Here is a 16869-nt window from a genome sequence, read left to right as displayed (position 1 = left end):
TGGTTCTTCCCTAACTATGTTTGAACTCGTGCTTGTTATGCGCTCTCCCTGGACAGCAGTTGCGACATAGCATCCGCGGCCTGGAGGACAGGCTCTACCCACTGGTCGATGACGAAGCGGCTACTGGGTCCGGCGACGCTGAGTGCGGCAACGAGAACGCCACTTGAGTCAGCGATCCCGGCAGCAACACCATCGATACCTTCGGCATATTCGCCTTCGGTGACCGCGAAACCTTGCCGACGAACCTCCGGTAGAACCCTGGACTTAAGAACGGTCTTTGAACGGACGCTGAGGCTGGTCACCGCCGGGAGCTCCTCTTCCGGGTAGAGATTGTCGACCTCTACCTCAGACATCGAAGCCAGCAGCACCTTTCCGGACGCGCAGCTGATCAAGGGCATCCTGGTGCCTACGCGAATGTCCATCCTCAAGACATGCTTTGTTTCGAAGCGCTGAACGATGATTGCGTCCCGGTTGCGGGGTATGGCCAGCGAGACAGCTTCACCGCTCAAATCTGCCAACGACCTCATGGGTCCAAGGAGGGCCCCTCCAAAGCGAGCCGCATCAGGCACCGCGGCGCCAACTTCGAAGGCTCCTAGGCCAAGGAAATACAAGCTGTCCTCATCCTGAAAGGCGAATTCCTGCTGCAGAAGAGTAGACAGGAGCATGTGCGCGGTGCTTCGTCCTACGCCAAGTTTGCGTGACATCTCGCTAACGCCAATCCCTTCGGGGTGCTCGCTGAGGATCCTGAGTACACGGAGTGCGGTAGCCACCGTGCTGGACGTTCTCGACGTGTTGTTTGACATATGCGAACACCCTTCGTATAATGCGAATACCGATAAATCATGCAGTGATTGCCCTCACACGTCAAGAGCTTTCGCCGCATGTTCTTCGATCTTGCGGCGGTAGAAGTCATGGGGACTTGGTTCGTGCTTCCCAGTGCTTCGTCGGCCTGGGCCCACGTTGCGCCGGTCTCACTAGGGATTTGAAGACGTCTCAGCGCCTGGCCGTGAGGAGTTCGACGACCTTCACGTTCGCACCCAGCGCCTCCAGCGCTGCGACTTCCGATACCTCGGCAAGGAACTGTACTGCCGCTGCCCGGCGCCTGGTCACTGCCAGTGGCAGAGACTTCGCGCCAAGTCTTGCCGCGGTTGAAGTCTTCCCACACTTTGAGCAACTCGTGAAGATCACCGCTACTGAGGGCTTACCCGACCGACCCGGCGCGTCCATGAAGTCAAGCTAGCGTGACGCCATCGACGGGTCAGGGGAAGACGGCAGATGTCGTCAGGATCTCCTCCCGGCACCAAGAGCCGGCTTGCCCGAACCGGCGGAGTGGTAACCAGATGCGGGATGCTCTAGCCTAGTGAGCGCCCAGATCGAACGTCGATAATGGAGATTCCGTTAACCAATGACAAGGGCGCGACGTAGTCGACTGGCCCTGGAAGCGGCGATGGCGAGGTGCTCAACAGCTGAGCTGCCTACTCCGGCCTGAGCGCCATACTCAAGCAGATCGAAGTCGGGAACGTCGGGAACGGCGCTGTGGGGCTCAAGAGAGAAAAACAATCTTCGGTTCACCAGCAACAACTGTCCCTGATAGAACCTGTCTGTCTCTCATCGATGAGTTATGAGCGCATGAGCACACGGACGCACCTTAACGGCACCGAACCCGGCACGTTCTTGCCGCCGGAGAGCTTCCCCTCCGGCAGGTGGGCACGTCCGGAGGAGATTGCCTCCTCAATGCTGTTCCTCGCCTCAGACGAATCGTCATACATGAGTAGTAGCGAATTGGTAGTGGACGGGGCCTATACCGCGGCGTAAGCCATTCCAGCTTGCTTGCCCGCCCCGTCGGTGACGGGGCGGGCAAGCAATCGGATGTGACCGTTTGTCACCGACCCGAGGGGCACCGTGCTCCCTACGTCCGCTGTCCCAAGTTGGCACACCGCTATGGTGCCGGCCGTCGCTAATGTGATTCAGCACTCACAATTTAGTGACGAGGAACATATGACTAACATCATCATCGACGCCCCGAAGACGGCGCGTCCTACCGAAGCGGATCGCCTCAGCGGCAACATGGGGGTGGTGGAGCTCGTGATGAACGTCCTCGCTTTCTCATCGCCGTTGGCGACGGTCGCCGGCACCCTGCCCGTGCTGCTCATGTTCAGCGGTCAGACGGCTCCAGCCATCTACGTTCTGGTCACCCTGATGCTGTTGATCTTTTCCGTTGGTTTCGTGAAGATGAGCCGAAGTGTCCAGGGTCCTGGCGGCTTCTACTCATTTGTCACCGCCGGCTTGGGTAAGCCGGCCGGTCTAGGAGGTGCTTTTCTTGCACTCTTCGGTTACATCTTCATCGGATTCTTCGCACCTTCGTTTTTCGGCGTGACCCTGCAGGGCTTCGTCCTCAAGACCCTGAACGGTCCGGACATCCCGTGGTACTGGTACGCGCTTGCCATCACCGCCGCCACGACCTTTCTTGCTTACAACCGCATCGATCTCTCGGCAAAACTACTGACGGTCGTGATGCTTCTGGAAGTGGCCGTCATCGTCGTCTTTGACGTTGTGTCGTTCTCAACAAACGGACTGCATGCAGTGCAGGAAGCGGGTTTCGCCCTCCCGTCGGTGTCGGATGCAACCGTGGGCCTGGCTCTGCTGTTCGCTGTCGGTAACTTTTTCGGGTTCGAGGCCACCGTCATTTTTCGCGACGAGGTGAAAGATCCTGATAAGACAATCTCGCGTGCGACGTATCTGGCCGTCGTCGGAATTGGTCTCTTCTACGCTGTTGCGGCCTGGGCTTTCATTGCGTTTCTGGGCCCGGATAAGGTGCAAGCGGCGGCAGAGGCCAATACCGTGAATCTTTTCAATGACGCCGTCGCCTCCCTGGTCGGGAAAATCTTCGCCGATGTGGCCGTACTCCTGCTTATTACCTCCGTCTTGGCGTGCATGCTGTCCGTTCAGAACATCGCGGCCCGGTACAGTTTTTCGCTTGCCACCGACCATGCGCTTCCGTCAATCCTGGGAAGCGTACACCCACGGCATAAGTCCCCCTACGTGTCTGCCCTTGCCGTAGGCCTGATCTGGGCAGTGGCAACAGTGATCTTTACCGTTCTGGGTGTTTCTCCGGACACTCTTTATCCCATCGCGAGTGGAAGCGGGACTTTCGCTGTGCTGCTTCTGATGTTCATTACCAGCTTCGCGGTGCTCGTGTACTTCCTGCGGCGGCGCAGCTTCGCGCCGGAGTCGGTCTGGAAGACAATCGTTGCACCTCTCATCAGCGTGATCTTCCTGGGTGCGATTACCTACTTGGCGATTACCAACTACCCCGAACTCATTGGCGGCTCAGCGGTCATGACCGTAGTCTTTATGACTTTTACTTTTGCATTGTTCTTTGGCGGCATTGTTTACGCGTTCTTCCTTCGTTCCAAGCGCCCCGACATCTACGCGCGGCTTGGCCGACAGAAAGTCGACTGATTCTAATCGGCGTTGATGACGGCGCCCGAGGCTAGCGGGCTCCCGGGCGCCGACGCGAGGGCGAGGCCGGACAAATCTTGGCACTTTCAAATGCAGAAATGCTCAGCCGCTGCCGCAAAAGGCAGCAGTTCCGACCTCCGGCCCGGCCTCATGCTTTGTATCTTTTTCGTCCGATTGGTGGTGGCGATGCAGGGGATGCAGAACGAGAGAGTAAGTAGCGTCCGCTGAAGCCTTAGAAGGGCACGGTGGCCGTGGAGTGGAAGACCTCTCTTCAGATAGTCAATGCGCGGTCTGGCACCTGGGGACTGACAGGAGTAGCTTCGTTGCAACCGATGGAGATCGGCTCGAAACTTTAGATTTGCTGGGCGAACCGTCGGTGTAAACACGAAGGAGCCTGCGATGGCAGGATGGAACGCTGATACAGCAGCCGGGCCACTAGGCGCGACAGTCACGCTGGTCGAAGGATCCAACTTCTGCATTTCCTCAACCAACGGAGACATCCTCCCCGAATACCCGCACGGTGTTTTCTATGAGGACATGCGCATCCTCTCGCGCTGGAATCTTAAGGTGAACGGGCAGTCGCTGGAGCCGTTGGCGGCAGAAACGAAGGAGCCCTACCGGGCGCTTTTCGCGGGCCGCGTCCCGCGCATTCACGGGCAGGCGGAGAGCCCGCTGATCGTAGAACGACTGCGGGAAGTCGGCACCGGCATCTTGGAGCAGATCACCATTCGGAACCACTCGGGACAATCCGCCGAGTGCGTGGTCACACTGATCGTCGAATCTGATTTTGCGGATCTCTTCGAAGTCAAAGAGGCGAGGGTGCAACGTCGCTGGGCTGAAAGCCGCGAATTGGACGGGCACTCGTTGATTATCCATGCAGCGTGGCAGGACGTCGTTAAGGCTGTAGTCATTCACGCTGACGAAGCCATAGTCGAGGCTGAAGCCTTAACTTTTAGAGTGAGCATCCCACGGCACGGCCACTGGACGACGCAGGTGAGCGTGGTCCCGGGAACGGACAGTGCGGGCAGTGTCTCGCTCTTTGAGCATCGGGACGAGGGCGAGTTGTCCCCGCGCGATCGCCGTCGGCTGGAGTGGGTGGCCAAAATACCAGTGCTGCAAATGGGAAATCGCTCAATCGAGCGGACTCTTCGACGCAGCTACGACGACCTCGGGGCTTTGCGGATCGAGGATCCGCAACATCCTGACCGGGTGGTGGTGGCTGCCGGGGCGCCTTGGTTCATGACCCTGTTCGGACGGGACTCGCTGTGGGCATCGACAATGGCACTCCCGGTAGATCCCTCCTTGGCCCTTGGCACATTGCAAACCTTGGCACAGCGGCAGGGTACGGTGGTAGACCCGATGACCGAGGAGGAACCGGGCAAGATCCTGCATGAGGTCAGGCTAGACGTATCCAGCGGATTAGCCTTGGGCGGGAAATCGGTTTACTACGGCAGCGTGGATGCCACGCCGTTATTCCTCGTGGTGCTGGGCGAAGTGAGCCGCTGGGGGTTTGCCAAGGAGAGCATCGCCGCGCTCCAGCCTCATGCTGAGCGGGCCAGGTCCTGGATTCAGGACTACGGCGACAAAGACGGAGACGGCTTCGTCGAGTATGCACGCCTGAACGATCGAGGGCTGATCAATCAGGGTTGGAAGGACTCTTGGGACGGGATTAACTTCGCTAATGGAACCCTTGCCGAGCCGCCCATTGCGCTCTGCGAGGTACAGGGATACGTATATGGCGCTCTTCTGGCCTCAGCGTGGATGGCCCATGAAGCTGGCGACTCGGCTAAGGCGGCCGAGTTGCGGGAGCAGGCGGCCCGCCTGAAGCGGCAGTTCAACGAACAGTTCTGGTTGCCGAACAAAGGCTACTATGCCGTAGCACTGGACAAAGACAAACGGCCCGTGGATGCCTGCGCTTCCAATATGGGCCATTGCCTGACGACCGGCATTATTGACGCCGACAAGGCACCGGTGGTGGTGGAGCGGTTGATGTCACCGGAAATGTTCAGCGGTTGGGGCATACGCACACTGGCTTCCGATATGGACGCCTACAATCCTGCCAGCTATCACAACGGTTCTGTTTGGCCTCACGACAACGCGATCATCCAGGTTGGCCTCATGCGCTATGGATTTGTCGCGGAAGCGCAGCGAGTCTCCACCGCCTTGTTGGAGGCCGCAGAGTTTTCGGCGGGACGGCTGCCCGAACTGTTCTGTGGCTTCAGCCGGGAGCAGTTTGCCACCCCCGTGCCGTACCCCACAGCATGCTCGCCGCAGGCCTGGGCAGCAACAACACCCATCATGCTGGTGACAACTCTGATGCGCTACGACCCGGACGTTTCCCAAGGGGGAGTATGGATTGATCCTGTGCTTCCAGATTCCTATGGCGACCTGCACATCACCAACGCGCCGATGGGCGCTGGTCCGATCACCATCGACATTTCCGGGTCGGATGTGTCCATCCAAGGATTACCTGCAGGAATGGCTTTCCACCGAGGCTACCTGCCGTGGGTGGGCGATTTGATGGAACAGGACAGGCCGCGAAACGAGAAGTAGATGAGGCTGGAGCCCCGACTTGGGAGGACCCTTGTCGGGAATTCGCGACGGGACCACTGATGTCGTCCTCGCCGCAGGTCGCCTGGTGGGCTAGGCGTGGCCCACTGGAAGATTCCGGAGGATCTCCCCGCTACGAGGAGATTATGGACGCGTTGGCTGACCCGTCACATCCGACCATGCCGCTTGGGTGGCCGGCATGACCGGGTCCGATGCGCCTTTTGACCCTGTCTCCCTGGACATCCCCGCCGTGAACCGGACGCTGCCTGAATAGTTCTGACTCCCACAGCCTCGAGAGAGAAAAGGCCGCGAAATCCAGGCAGAAAACAGCCCCTTTCGCCGGCACTCCCCCGGCCGTTTTGGAACGCCGATAATGGTGATTTCGTCAGCTGAAGTGAGCCTGTGTGGTTTTGGATCCACACCCGGCGTACATCGTGTCAGTTCGCACGAAGTGGGACTTGTTCACACCAAGCGTTTCAAGACCGAGTGAACGCCAACTGTTGTCTATCCCTAGTCACGAATATCTAATGGGGGAATGATGCGGTTCGAGCGTTCGGCAGGGATCTTTAAGGCAGGGGTTCTGATGGCCATTGGTGGCCCAGTCCTCGCTGCACTTGGAGCAGTCATGGCCGCCCCAAACGTCGCTGTCCTCTATACCGGGAACGCAAATCGCGGGGGATTGGTAATCGGCTTGATCATCGCTGCCGTTGGTTTACTCCTCACCGTGGCCGGGTACATCATGATTCTCGTCGCGGTGTACCGCGCCTTGGTCAAAATCGATGCTCTTCCCGTGCGTCAGCAGCCCCGGGCAGGGCAGGGATCACCCCATTCCGCATCTGACTTCACGTACTGACCGGTGATCTCCAGACCTATGCGCCGCCACGGCAAGGCTCATGGCAGCAGTGTCAGGTTGGGGTGTGGTTCAGTCTGACAGCGCCGTTGACAGCGTGCCTACATGAATCCCCATCTCAGCTGTGGGTGCTGTGGAGTTGGCCGGCGGAGACCGTCCTAGGTCAATGGCAGATGGCAGATCTTATGGACGTTCACCTCTCTACCCTGGCACAGGATCTAACGTTTCTCCCCTAGGCCGGGGCAACCCTCGACAGCCGTTGGGTTGGTACACCTGAACGCCCCTGATTATATCGATCATCATTTCTTCAGCTGTTGAAGTTGCCCAGGGATGGTCCGACTAATGTGAACGAGTTTCGGGAAAGTTAGCGACGACGTGCGTAGTCGCGTTCCTCGATCGTTCCGTGTGTAACGTCGGCTGTGAGCCATACGGAAAATCGGCGAAAGTCATGGCGGGTTACGAGGACGCCGAGTCATTGGTCTATGGATGTTACGGAATCAACTACTGCTAAGGCGCTGTCGAGTAAACGGTCCCGCTCGTTCGGAGTGCTGGCTTGAAATTCTGCGACAAGCGTGTCAGTGGGCATGACTGGAGTTCCTAAATCACGGTTGGCGATGAGGGCCTTGTGTCCGCAATGTTCTGGCTGCCTGTGCATTCAACCTTTGGTAATAGGCCTAAGTCGGCGCTCCCGTGTTGGGGCCGTTGAAGGGCGCTTTTATTCGCCCTGGATCACTCCTCTGGGCCTGACTTGCGCTCTGCGGTCTCAACGACGTTGACCAGGAGCATTGCCCGCGTCATTGGCCCCACACCACCGGGGTTGGGTGAAATCCAGCTGGCTACGGTCCCTGCTTCAGGGCCCACGTCCCCCTTGAGTGTAGCCTTGCCGGTTACTTCATCAACGGTCCGCGAGACTCCTACGTCTAAGACGATGGCTCCTGGCTTCAGCTGACTTGCCTGGACTATCCCTGGCACGCCAACAGCGGCCACTACAACGTCTGCCCGTCCTATCAGCTTCGGAAGGTCGGTTGAACCTGTGTGAGCCAGAGTAACGGTTGCATTGATGGCCCGTCGCGTTAGGAGGAGCCCTAGCGGACGACCCACCGTTACGCCGCGCCCTATAACAAGCACCTCGAGGCCGTTGAGGCCGATGCCGTGCCGAGTCAGGAGTTCCACGATGCCATTGGGCGTACAGGGCAGGGGAGAGGAGAGAGCACTCCCTACGTTCAACACCAAGCGCCCCAAGTTCGTCGGATGGAGCCCGTCGGCGTCCTTGTTGGGAGAAATTTTTTCGAGAACGGCGTTCTGGTCTATGTGGGCAGGCAGCGGAAGCTGGACTATGTAGCCTGTTGTTTTCGGGTCCTCATTGAGCTCTTCCAATACAGCCTCTAATTCCGCTTGGGAAACAGTTGCTGGAAGATCCCGGCGGATTGACTCAATTCCAACCTCCGCACAGTCCCGGTGTTTCCCGGCCACATAGGAGCGGCTTGCAGGATCATCGCCAACGAGGACCGTCCCGAGCCCGACAGTGGCCCCTTTCGCCTTCAGCTTGGCAACGCGACGGCGCAGTTCTGCCTTGATGACGCCGGCGGTGGATTTACCATCAAGAATCCGGTCGGGGCCAATGGCCTGGGTCGTTGCTTCAAGTACGTTTTCCGTCATGGGAAAGCCTTTCAATCTGGTGGTCAATGTGGCTCTCACGCAGGACAGATTCCCGCCTGAAAGGCCGTTCGAATCAAACCCATCTCGGTCCGGACGAGGCTATTAGTCACGGAGTCCCTCGCCCTTCGGTCGTAAAGGGCCGCCGTGAGACCACGATGGGGGGAGGTTTGCGCCTCTGCACTGGACCTCGGAGATGGCGGTGGCAATGCTGAAGAGCGATGGAGGGAGTGGCCATAACTGCCACTCGTCATTCGCTCCTCGGGTCCACCCTTGCAGTAGACGGTTCCGTCGTGGAGAGATACCGGGTTCAGTTCATCCAGTGCGACCTAGACAGTTCGTGTTCCCGGCACGGCTGGGTCGCTACAGTAACCCTGACAAACTGATCATGCCCAGCAGACAAGGTCCGGAGACGCCGTCCTCGTCCAGCTCACGTTGATTTTCCGGGCAGTAATGCCCAGTCATCGGGGTATTCTCCTCAGACTGCGTTTCTTGCGAGAGCATCTCGCCGCTTCATTTCTCCTCCATTTGGCTACTTGCTGTAAATCTGCGATGTCGGGGCCCAGTTGGTCTGTCGGAATTGACGGAGAGGTGCCCAACCCGGTGTTGCTTTAGCCGGCAACCAGCGATGCCTCTTCGTCACTCCAATGCTTCTTTGGAGCTTTTTCCAGATGACGGCCGAACCACTCCGCGGCGGCCTTACTGGTCTCTTCAAAATGCTCCGTGTACACCGAGTAGTGTCCCCCGGGGACCATAAGAAGGCGCTTCGGGTGATGGGCGCGCTGATACGCATCCTGCTGCAAGGCCGTGGGCGTTGTGGTGTCCGCGTCGGCAATGATCATGAGCAGGGGAGTGGGAGCAATCCGCTGAATATAAGCTCCGGGTTCGTATGTCCTGGCAAGCTCGAGAGAACGGACTGTAACCTCGTTGCGCCAGTTCGGGCAGATCTTGCCTTGGGCTGACATGTAGTCGTATGACTCCTCGCCAGGGTATGCGACTTTCTCAGACGGATCGGCACTAATCATGGTGAGTGTCTGCCCGTTGGCTCCAGCGAACCGGGCCTCCCTGTCCCTGATGAACCATTCTTGTTGCGATGCAAGGTCTCCTGCGGACACCCTCTGCTGTGCCGCACGCCAGCCGCTGATAGTTGGAACCTGGGCCACAACGCATCGGACGCGTCGGTCAATGGCAGCAGTAACGAGAGCATGGCCTCCGCTGTAGCTGCTGCCCCAGACGCCGATGCGTTCACCATCAACTTCCTGGCGTGTACGCACGTAGCTGATGGCCGCTCTGTAGTCCTCAATCTGGCGGTAAGGGTCGATATCCTGCCTTGGTTCGCCCCCGCTGGCGCCCAAGTGCCTGAAATCGAAGGTGAGTGCGGCGAAGCCGGCCCCAACAATGGCTCCGGCGTAGTCTTCAAGGTCGCCCCCCGAGACCATCCCCCAACCATGGGCCATCACCACCACCGGGAAGGGAGCACTGCCGCTCGAGGGAGTATAAAAAGTTCCCCGCACCAAGGATCCATCTACGTTGAATTCGATTTGCTCACTACTGACCGCCATCGCCCTCGACTGCCTCTCTCATTGAATGAACGATTGTTTAGATGGTACAGTACGTACTCATGCCGGGCTAGGGTTTCAGGGTCGGATGATGCCCCGCACAACTCGCATGTACTGATCGAGCACGGCCTTCCGGTCCAAGCCTGATGTCTCGGCTCGAGGTTCGGCGCTCAATGAATCGCACACGACGAGAACCACCCTCGTCTTCACCTTTAGCTGCACACCGCCTGGGCCGGCGTCAAGGCGGACAACCTCCTGGTAGATACGATCAAAATAGGCGGCTTTAGCGCGTCGGATGACCTGCACCGTTTCGGGGTCGGCAGTTTGTAGGACCATTTCGTTTAGCAGCAGCATGTCGCTGGCCGACGCGATTTCTGAGTTTTCCATCTGAAAGAGCATGTGCCTTCTGCACAGTCCATCGAACCGCGCTCCAGCACCCTCGGCGTCTTGGGGGATTACGACATCTAAGAGAAACTTCCGGTAGGTTCTGGCCAAAGCCGCCGAGAGGATTGCCTCTTTGGAATCGAAGTGGGCGTATACGGCACCGGGGGTAATTCCGACGGCTGAGGCAAGGCTTCTGATGGTTGTTGCACGGAAGCCCTCGGTGGCAAAGGCGGGCATAGCGGCCGCGAGAAGACGCTCCCTGGTGTCGCCGCGTTCACCGCTTGAGCCGGCGCTGGCACGAGCCAGTGCCGCCATTATCTCGCTGAGCTCCGGGTCGTCAGAAGCTTCTTGTTGCGACGTAAGGGGCAGGGTCAACGGTCCGTCCTTTGGCTGAAGCATCTTGAGTGATTGTTGTAGGCATCGTATCGGAGATGCATACTTCCTCAGCTGCCGCTCTTGCATGCTCGATCTTGGCACTGTGTGAGATGCATTACACCGATTGACGAGGTACCTAAACTAATGTTCACTTAGTTAAGCGCCAGGGTGAGCCTGCAATACCGGTCTCGGCGCATCGTGAAGGCCCTGGCATTCGTTCCATTATCGGAGCACGTTCTTGGTGCCGGCTGAGAAATTCTTTTCGTTGACATCGCATACCAGGAGAACCCTATGACTACGGCCTTGTTGGAGGATCGCTACACCCTTACTGGCTCTGCCTTGGCTTTCGAGCGGGCTCAAAGAGTCATACCCGCTGGTCTCGTCTCGCTTATACGCCGACGGGACAACCAAGTGGTGTTCTCCCGTGGAAACGGCGCCTACCTGTGGGACGTAGATGACAACAGGTACATTGACTGCGTCATGGCGCATGGTCCGGTACTACTGGGGCACGCCCATTCCGCGGTTAACGCTGCTGCAGGAGCCTCCCTTGACAACGGTGTTCAGTTCGGTGGTTCGTACTATCGCGAAACTATTCTTGCCGAGGAAGTGCTCCGCCAACTTCCATACGCCGACAAGGTGACCTTTATGAGCACGGGAACGGAGGCTGTACAACTCGCTGTTCGAGTTGCACGTACAACGACGGGGCGAAACCTTGTCGTCAAGTTCGAAGGCCACTACCACGGATGGATTGATCCGCTCTATGTCAATATTCCCGGTTACGATCCTCAGCCGCCGGCATATGGAGCGGGCACCGATAATGACAGAACTGCTGTGAAACCAGCTGTCGACGGGGCCGCAGTGCCGGACGGCGTCGTCGTCACGCGCTGGAACGACCTTGAAGCGTTCACGCGGCTGATGGACCTGATCGGTGATCAGGTAGCCTGCGTCATTATGGAGCCTTTGCTGACAGGCTTTGGCACTTTCGCGCCCGCCGAGGGTTACCTGCAGGGACTTAAAGAGGTATGTCACCGCCACGGCGCCTTGGTGATCTTCGATGAGATTGTTAGTGGTTTTCGGGTGTCCCCGTCTGGGGCCAGTGGCTTGCTTGGTGTAACCCCGGACTTGGGAACGTATGCCAAAGCCATGGCCAATGGTTTCCCGATCAGTATGGTGGCGGGCACAAGCGAAGCCATGCGCAGTATCGAGGATGGGAGGGTTCCTGCGGCCGGGACATACAGCGGCACGCCTTCATCCCTGGAGGCGTCCATCGCCTCTCTGAAGGTCATTGGCAGCGAGGGCGAGGACTTCTACAAGTACCTGGACCGTCTTGGCTCTCAGCTCAAAGCCGGTCTTGAACGAGAGGGCGAGAATCTCTCGGTGCCCATCGTGGTCAACCAAATTGGATCACTGGTTCAGATTTTCTGCGGGAACGACTTGGATACGCAATCGGTGGACGGGGTTTACTCTTCAGACAGGACCTTTGTGACAGACGTTTGCGAGGCGATGATTCTGCGAGGCGTCTATATGACTCGCAAGGGCCTCGTATTCTTGAGCCGGGCTCACACTGCTGATGACGTTGACAGGATCATCGAGGTATTCGCGGCAGCCTTGGCCGATGTCCTATCCCACCAGGGGCCCCGCGTCTGACCCTGGGTTCCCTCGAAGAGGCCTCTGGTGTTGGCGGTTCCAGGGGCCGCTGTAATACCTGCTGGTTAGGCAGGTAGTGGTAACACGCAGAACACTCGGCTGGAATTTCCAGCCGAGTGTTTTGCGTGGGCGGCGGCAGAGTTCCGGGTTAGGTGTGCGAGGTCTTCGGGCCCGTAAGCCGGCAGATCTAAATGACGCCATGGTTTTACCCGCCCGGCCTTCAACGGGCTACCCGTCAGGGTAGGCGTTGGCATGACTGCACCTTGTTCAGCAGCGACGATATGAGCTGTTGCAACTACTGTTGCCTAATTTTCTCTGAGAGGGAGTGGGCGTGGCGAAGCAGCAAGCGTCCGAGCATAGGGCGGCGCTCTGACGAGAAACGGGCTTCGATACCCGTGATGCTGAGGGCCCACGCAGGCTGCCCTGCGGCATCGAAAACCGCCGCTCCCATGCCCCAGCTTCCTTGGACGAGGAGCCCAGGATTGGTTGCATATCCTGCGGCCCGTGTCTCTTCAATCCGCTTTCGGATCTGGCCTAAAGAGTGGGAGGGGCCGTAGTTTTCCTCCAGGTGGGCATGAGAGAGATAGCGCTCCATGACTGGCTGCGGCATGAAAGACAGGATGGCCAGCCCGGCTGATGCCACTCCTAGAGGCAGGCGCTTGCCCTCGTAGAGGACGAAAGACCTGATAGGGAAACTGCCGTCCTGGCGCAGCACACAGACTGTCTCGTCGCCGCGGCGCGCGGAAAAAAAGGAGCTTTCTTCTGTCTCAACAGAGAGGCTTTGAACGTATTCGCGAGCAAGTTCGGTGATGTCGTAGCGCTCGGCGGCCACTGCGCCCATGAGGTAGAGCTCCGGTCCCAAGTGCCATCGGCCAGCCTTGGAGTCGTGGTCAAGGAACCCCTCGGCTGCCAATGACGAGAGCAGGCGGTGGGCTGTAGGCCGAGCCAGTCCGGTCGAGCGGGCAACCTCTGATGTTCCTACGCCCCGGGGCATTGCCCCGCTCACTGTACGAAGGACTTGGCCAATACGGCTCACCACTTGAGCACCAGGAACCATTGCAGACATGTCTACATTATGGACGGTATCTATTCCGTTGGCCACATATCGAGCAATCGGGGGTTCGTTCTTCGGAATCCTTGACGCATATCTCCAGGAGCTCCTAAGGTTCATCACAAGTTTGTTTGGCCACATAGTGGACGAAGATTGGAAGCGAAGCGCATGGCATCGAAACTCTGGGACAACGCAGCAGAAGCGCTGTCGGACAGCATCCGGGACGGGATGATCCTGGCCGTGGGTGGTTTTGGCCTTAGTGGCATTCCGCGTGACCTTATTGAAGCGGTCCGCGACAGCGGTGCACGAAGTCTAACCATCGTGTCCAACAACATGGGCGTGGACGGCAAAGGACTTGGCCTCCTGCTGGAAAACCAGCAAGTGAGCAAGGTTCTAGCCTCATACGTCGGGGAGAACAAGTTGTTCGCTGAGCAGTATCTTGCAGGGACTCTGGACGTTGAGTTCGTCCCTCAGGGCACGCTAGCTGAGCGCCTCCGCGCTGGAGGAGCTGGTATCCCAGCCTTTTACACCCCAACCGGGGTCGGAACACCTATTGCTGAAGGCAAGCCGGAAGCAGAATTCGACGGGCAGCGTTGCGTCTTGGAACGCGGCATTGTTGCCGATATCGCCTTAGTGCGCGCGCACCAGGCTGACGCCGAAGGCAACCTTAAGTATCGGATGACCGCCCGCAACTTCAATCCCCTTGTCGCTGCAGCCGGCCGGTTGACCATTGCCGAAGCGGAAGAGGTGATCCAGGGGTACCTCGACCCCAATGAAGTCGTGACACCTGGCGTTTTTGTTCAGCGGGTAGTGCCCGTCTCCAACACAACCAAAGACATCGAGCAGCGGACAGTTCGTGTCCGCACGGAGGTTTGAACCATGTGGACCCGCGAGGAAATGGCTGCCATTGCGGCAGCGGAACTCAAGGACGGCCAATATGTGAATCTCGGCATTGGGATTCCCACCTTGGTCGCTAACCATTTGCCCACGGGTGTACGTGTCACCCTCCAAAGCGAGAACGGACTCCTCGGTATGGGGCCCTTTCCGTATGAAGGTGAGGAGGATGCTGACCTGATTAATGCAGGTAAGCAGACGGTAACAGTTCTACCGGGCGGCAGCTTCTTTGACTCCGCGGTATCGTTCGGGATGATCCGCGGGGGACATGTGCAGACCGCAATCCTTGGGGCGTTGCAGGTTTCGGCGTCAGGGGATCTGGCCAATTGGACCATTCCGGGCAAGCTCGTCAAAGGTATGGGCGGCGCCATGGACTTGGTGGCAGGCACACCACGGGTTGTCGTCATCACCGACCACGTTGCCAAAGACGGAGCACCGAAGATTGTCGCCGAGTGTGACCTTCCCCTTACAGGGGTCGGCGTGGTGGACCGCATTATCAGTGACAGGGCAGTGTTCGACGTCATTGAAGGGGAGCTCGTCCTGCGGCAGGTTGCGCCAGGGCAGACCATATCGGAGCTTGGAGAGCTCACTGGTGCGGAGTTCACGGTGGACCTGCAAGTGGATGATTTCGCGGCAGGTGTCGAATCCCGGCCGGAAGCACCCCAGACAGTAGGGGCCAGGGCATGAGCGCCCTAATCGCCGGTTATGCCCGAACTCCGTTTTCGCGCTTCAATGGCCGTTTCGCGTCCGTCCCGGCTACTGAATTAGGCGCCCATGCAATTACTGCCGCTCTTCGCCGCGCTGGCGTGAAGCCGGAGGAAGTGCAACGGGTCGTCGCCGGGCACGTCCTCCAGGCCGGGGCTGGCCAGAATCCTGCACGCCAGTCAGCCGTGGTGGCAGGCATCCCCTTGACAGTTCCGGCACTGACGTTGAATGCGGTCTGCCTTTCCGGCATGGAGGCCGTTGCTGCCGCCACTCAGATCATTGATCGGGGTGAGGCTGACGTCATCGTAGCGGTGGGTCAAGAATCCATGTCGCTGGCCCCCCACATTCTCAACACCCGCGCGGGACACAAGTACGGGACCCTCCATGCAACGGACACTCTGGAGTCCGACGGCCTCACGGATGCCTTCGAGCGCCGCTCAATGGGCAGCTCAACCGAAGAGGGCAATACCGACTACGGGTTAGACAGGGCAAGCCAGGACGTCTGGGCAGCTTCCTCCCATCAGCGGGCACAAGCACACGCGGCTTTCCACGCCGAGGAAATCGCCCCCTACACGCTTTCCTCCCGGAAGGGAGACACGATCATTACGGACGACGATGGGGTACGGTACGGAACGACAAGCGAGTCGCTCGCCGCCCTCCGCCCGGCCTTCGACAAAGCCGGGACGATCACGGCCGGCAACTCCTCACAGATCACGGACGGAGCAGCAGCCTTGGTACTGGTCAGCCCCGCCGCTGCACAGCGCCTAAGGCTTTCCCCGATCGCATCGATAGAATCCCACTCGCTCGTCGCAGGGCCGGACGTGCGGCTGCACAATCAACCGGCCAACGCCATCCTCGCCGCGCTCAAGCGCGCTAACGCAGGCGTGGAAGACCTGGCCGCAGTGGAGATTAACGAGGCGTTTGCCGCTGTGGCCATCCTTTCAGCACGCACTCTGGGAGTCGCCAGCGACATCGTCAATGCGCGCGGCGGGGCCATCGCCCTTGGTCACCCCATTGGAGCCTCCGGAGCACGCATCGTAGGGACTTTGGCGCGGCAACTTGCCGGGCTTGGACCAGGCCTGTTCGGTGCTGCGGGAATATGCGGTGGTGGCGGACAGGGATCCGCGATAGTACTGAAATCACTCTAGGCAGCAAACCATCATCCGATGCCTTCCCGTTCAGTCGAACTGGTAGAAGTAGCGGCCTGCGGAGGTGAATAGTGCCGATGCCCCTGCAGCTGATTCCAAACTGCACGCACGCGGCTGCTTCTAAAAATTCCGATCCCGCTCCAGTCCCCTTAGATGAAAGCCGAGGTTTTCCAACGAGGATTTGCCTGGGTTGCAAGGGAGATCTGTAGGCACGGAGCCGGCAAGCGTAGAGTCGTTTCCACCGGGCCCGCCTGGAGCCGGCCGCAAAGGATACGCGCCAGGCGCACTGTGTATCCAAGAAGGAGCCGGGATGGCTGGGTGGAACGCCGACACTGCAGCAGGGCCGTTGGGGTCGACGCTGACGCTGGTCGATGGAGCAAACTTCTGTCTCTCCTCCGCAACCGGGGACATTTTTCCCGACCAGCCCCACGGGCTTTTCCACGAGGACACGCGGATCCTGTCCCGGTGGGTCCTGACCGTTGACGGCCGGCCTGTCGAGCCGCTCGTGGCCGAGACGCAAGAGCATTACCGGGGTCATTTCGCCGGGCGCGTGCCATATGCTGACCGCCCGGGGACAGCACCCTTATC

Annotated in this window: 12 protein-coding genes and 2 pseudogenes; 8 read left to right on the top strand and 6 right to left on the bottom strand. The window is 59.0% G+C overall.

The genetic code is table 11. The features are described 5' to 3' along the window. Positions 1-35: 35 nt before the first annotated feature. Positions 36-803, bottom strand: coding sequence for an IclR family transcriptional regulator (locus AC1DFE_RS10080; protein WP_476905755.1), 768 nt, complete (start codon positions 801-803; stop codon positions 36-38). 826 nt (positions 804-1629) lie between these two features. Between AC1DFE_RS10080 and AC1DFE_RS10075 the strand changes: the two genes are divergently transcribed. The 3 genes from AC1DFE_RS10075 (at position 1630) to AC1DFE_RS10065 (ending at position 6015) form a co-directional block, all read left to right on the top strand. Next, on the top strand, positions 1630-1815 hold the full coding sequence (locus AC1DFE_RS10075) for an SDR family oxidoreductase (RefSeq protein WP_476905754.1): 186 nt from the start codon (positions 1630-1632) through the stop codon (positions 1813-1815). Positions 1816-1998: 183 nt separating this feature from the next. Beyond that, entirely contained in the window at positions 1999-3462 is a 1464-nt protein-coding gene (locus tag AC1DFE_RS10070) for an APC family permease (protein WP_476905753.1), read from the top strand. A 399-nt stretch (positions 3463-3861) separates the two neighbouring features. Continuing rightward, on the top strand, positions 3862-6015 hold the full coding sequence (locus AC1DFE_RS10065) for an amylo-alpha-1,6-glucosidase (RefSeq protein WP_476905752.1): 2154 nt from the start codon (positions 3862-3864) through the stop codon (positions 6013-6015). Between the two features lie 1576 nt (positions 6016-7591). Here the strand turns inward: AC1DFE_RS10065 and AC1DFE_RS10060 are convergent. The 3 genes from AC1DFE_RS10060 to AC1DFE_RS10050 all read right to left on the bottom strand — a co-directional run bounded on the left by AC1DFE_RS10060 (position 7592) and on the right by AC1DFE_RS10050 (position 10836). Next, positions 7592-8521, bottom strand: a complete 930-nt coding sequence (locus tag AC1DFE_RS10060; RefSeq protein ID WP_476905751.1) for a bifunctional methylenetetrahydrofolate dehydrogenase/methenyltetrahydrofolate cyclohydrolase — start codon at positions 8519-8521, stop codon at positions 7592-7594. Between the two features lie 608 nt (positions 8522-9129). Next, positions 9130-10080, bottom strand: coding sequence for an alpha/beta hydrolase (locus AC1DFE_RS10055; protein WP_476905750.1), 951 nt, complete (start codon positions 10078-10080; stop codon positions 9130-9132). 75 nt (positions 10081-10155) lie between these two features. Next, complete coding sequence (locus tag AC1DFE_RS10050) at positions 10156-10836, bottom strand: TetR/AcrR family transcriptional regulator (RefSeq protein WP_476905749.1); 681 nt, start codon at positions 10834-10836, stop codon at positions 10156-10158. A 291-nt stretch (positions 10837-11127) separates the two neighbouring features. On the opposite strand from AC1DFE_RS10050, the gene AC1DFE_RS10045 reads away from it, so the two are divergent. Continuing rightward, positions 11128-12483 carry an aspartate aminotransferase family protein gene (locus AC1DFE_RS10045; protein ID WP_476905748.1) on the top strand — a complete coding sequence of 452 codons (1356 nt, stop codon included), beginning with the start codon at positions 11128-11130 and terminating at the stop codon, positions 12481-12483. 295 nt (positions 12484-12778) lie between these two features. Here AC1DFE_RS10045 and AC1DFE_RS10040 read toward each other — a convergent pair whose 3' ends face one another. Next, positions 12779-13324 carry an IclR family transcriptional regulator gene (locus AC1DFE_RS10040; protein WP_476905796.1) on the bottom strand — a complete coding sequence of 182 codons (546 nt, stop codon included), beginning with the start codon at positions 13322-13324 and terminating at the stop codon, positions 12779-12781. Between the two features lie 102 nt (positions 13325-13426). Further along, positions 13427-13477: pseudogene (locus AC1DFE_RS10035) on the bottom strand (hypothetical protein); the annotation flags it as partial. A 225-nt stretch (positions 13478-13702) separates the two neighbouring features. Here AC1DFE_RS10035 and AC1DFE_RS10030 point away from each other — a divergent pair. The 4 genes and pseudogenes from AC1DFE_RS10030 to AC1DFE_RS10015 form a co-directional block, all read left to right on the top strand. After that, on the top strand, positions 13703-14410 hold the full coding sequence (locus AC1DFE_RS10030; protein ID WP_476905747.1) for a CoA transferase subunit A: 708 nt from the start codon (positions 13703-13705) through the stop codon (positions 14408-14410). 3 nt (positions 14411-14413) lie between these two features. Next, the gene (locus AC1DFE_RS10025) at positions 14414-15115 is read left to right on the top strand and encodes a 3-oxoacid CoA-transferase subunit B (protein ID WP_476905746.1); all 702 of its coding nucleotides are present in this window, start codon (positions 14414-14416) and stop codon (positions 15113-15115) included. After that, positions 15112-16281, top strand: coding sequence for an acetyl-CoA C-acyltransferase (locus tag AC1DFE_RS10020; protein ID WP_476905745.1), 1170 nt, complete (start codon positions 15112-15114; stop codon positions 16279-16281). Before AC1DFE_RS10025 ends, AC1DFE_RS10020 begins: the two co-directional genes overlap by 4 nt. A gap of 310 nt (positions 16282-16591) precedes the next feature. Then, positions 16592-16780, top strand: a pseudogene (locus tag AC1DFE_RS10015) (glycogen debranching N-terminal domain-containing protein); the annotation flags it as partial. Positions 16781-16869: the final 89 nt, after the last annotated feature.

It is taken from the genome of Arthrobacter sp. 05T423, from assembly GCF_056396245.1.
The sequence above is the reverse complement of the archived record's forward strand: the minus strand, read 5'-3'. Positions and strand labels throughout refer to the sequence as shown.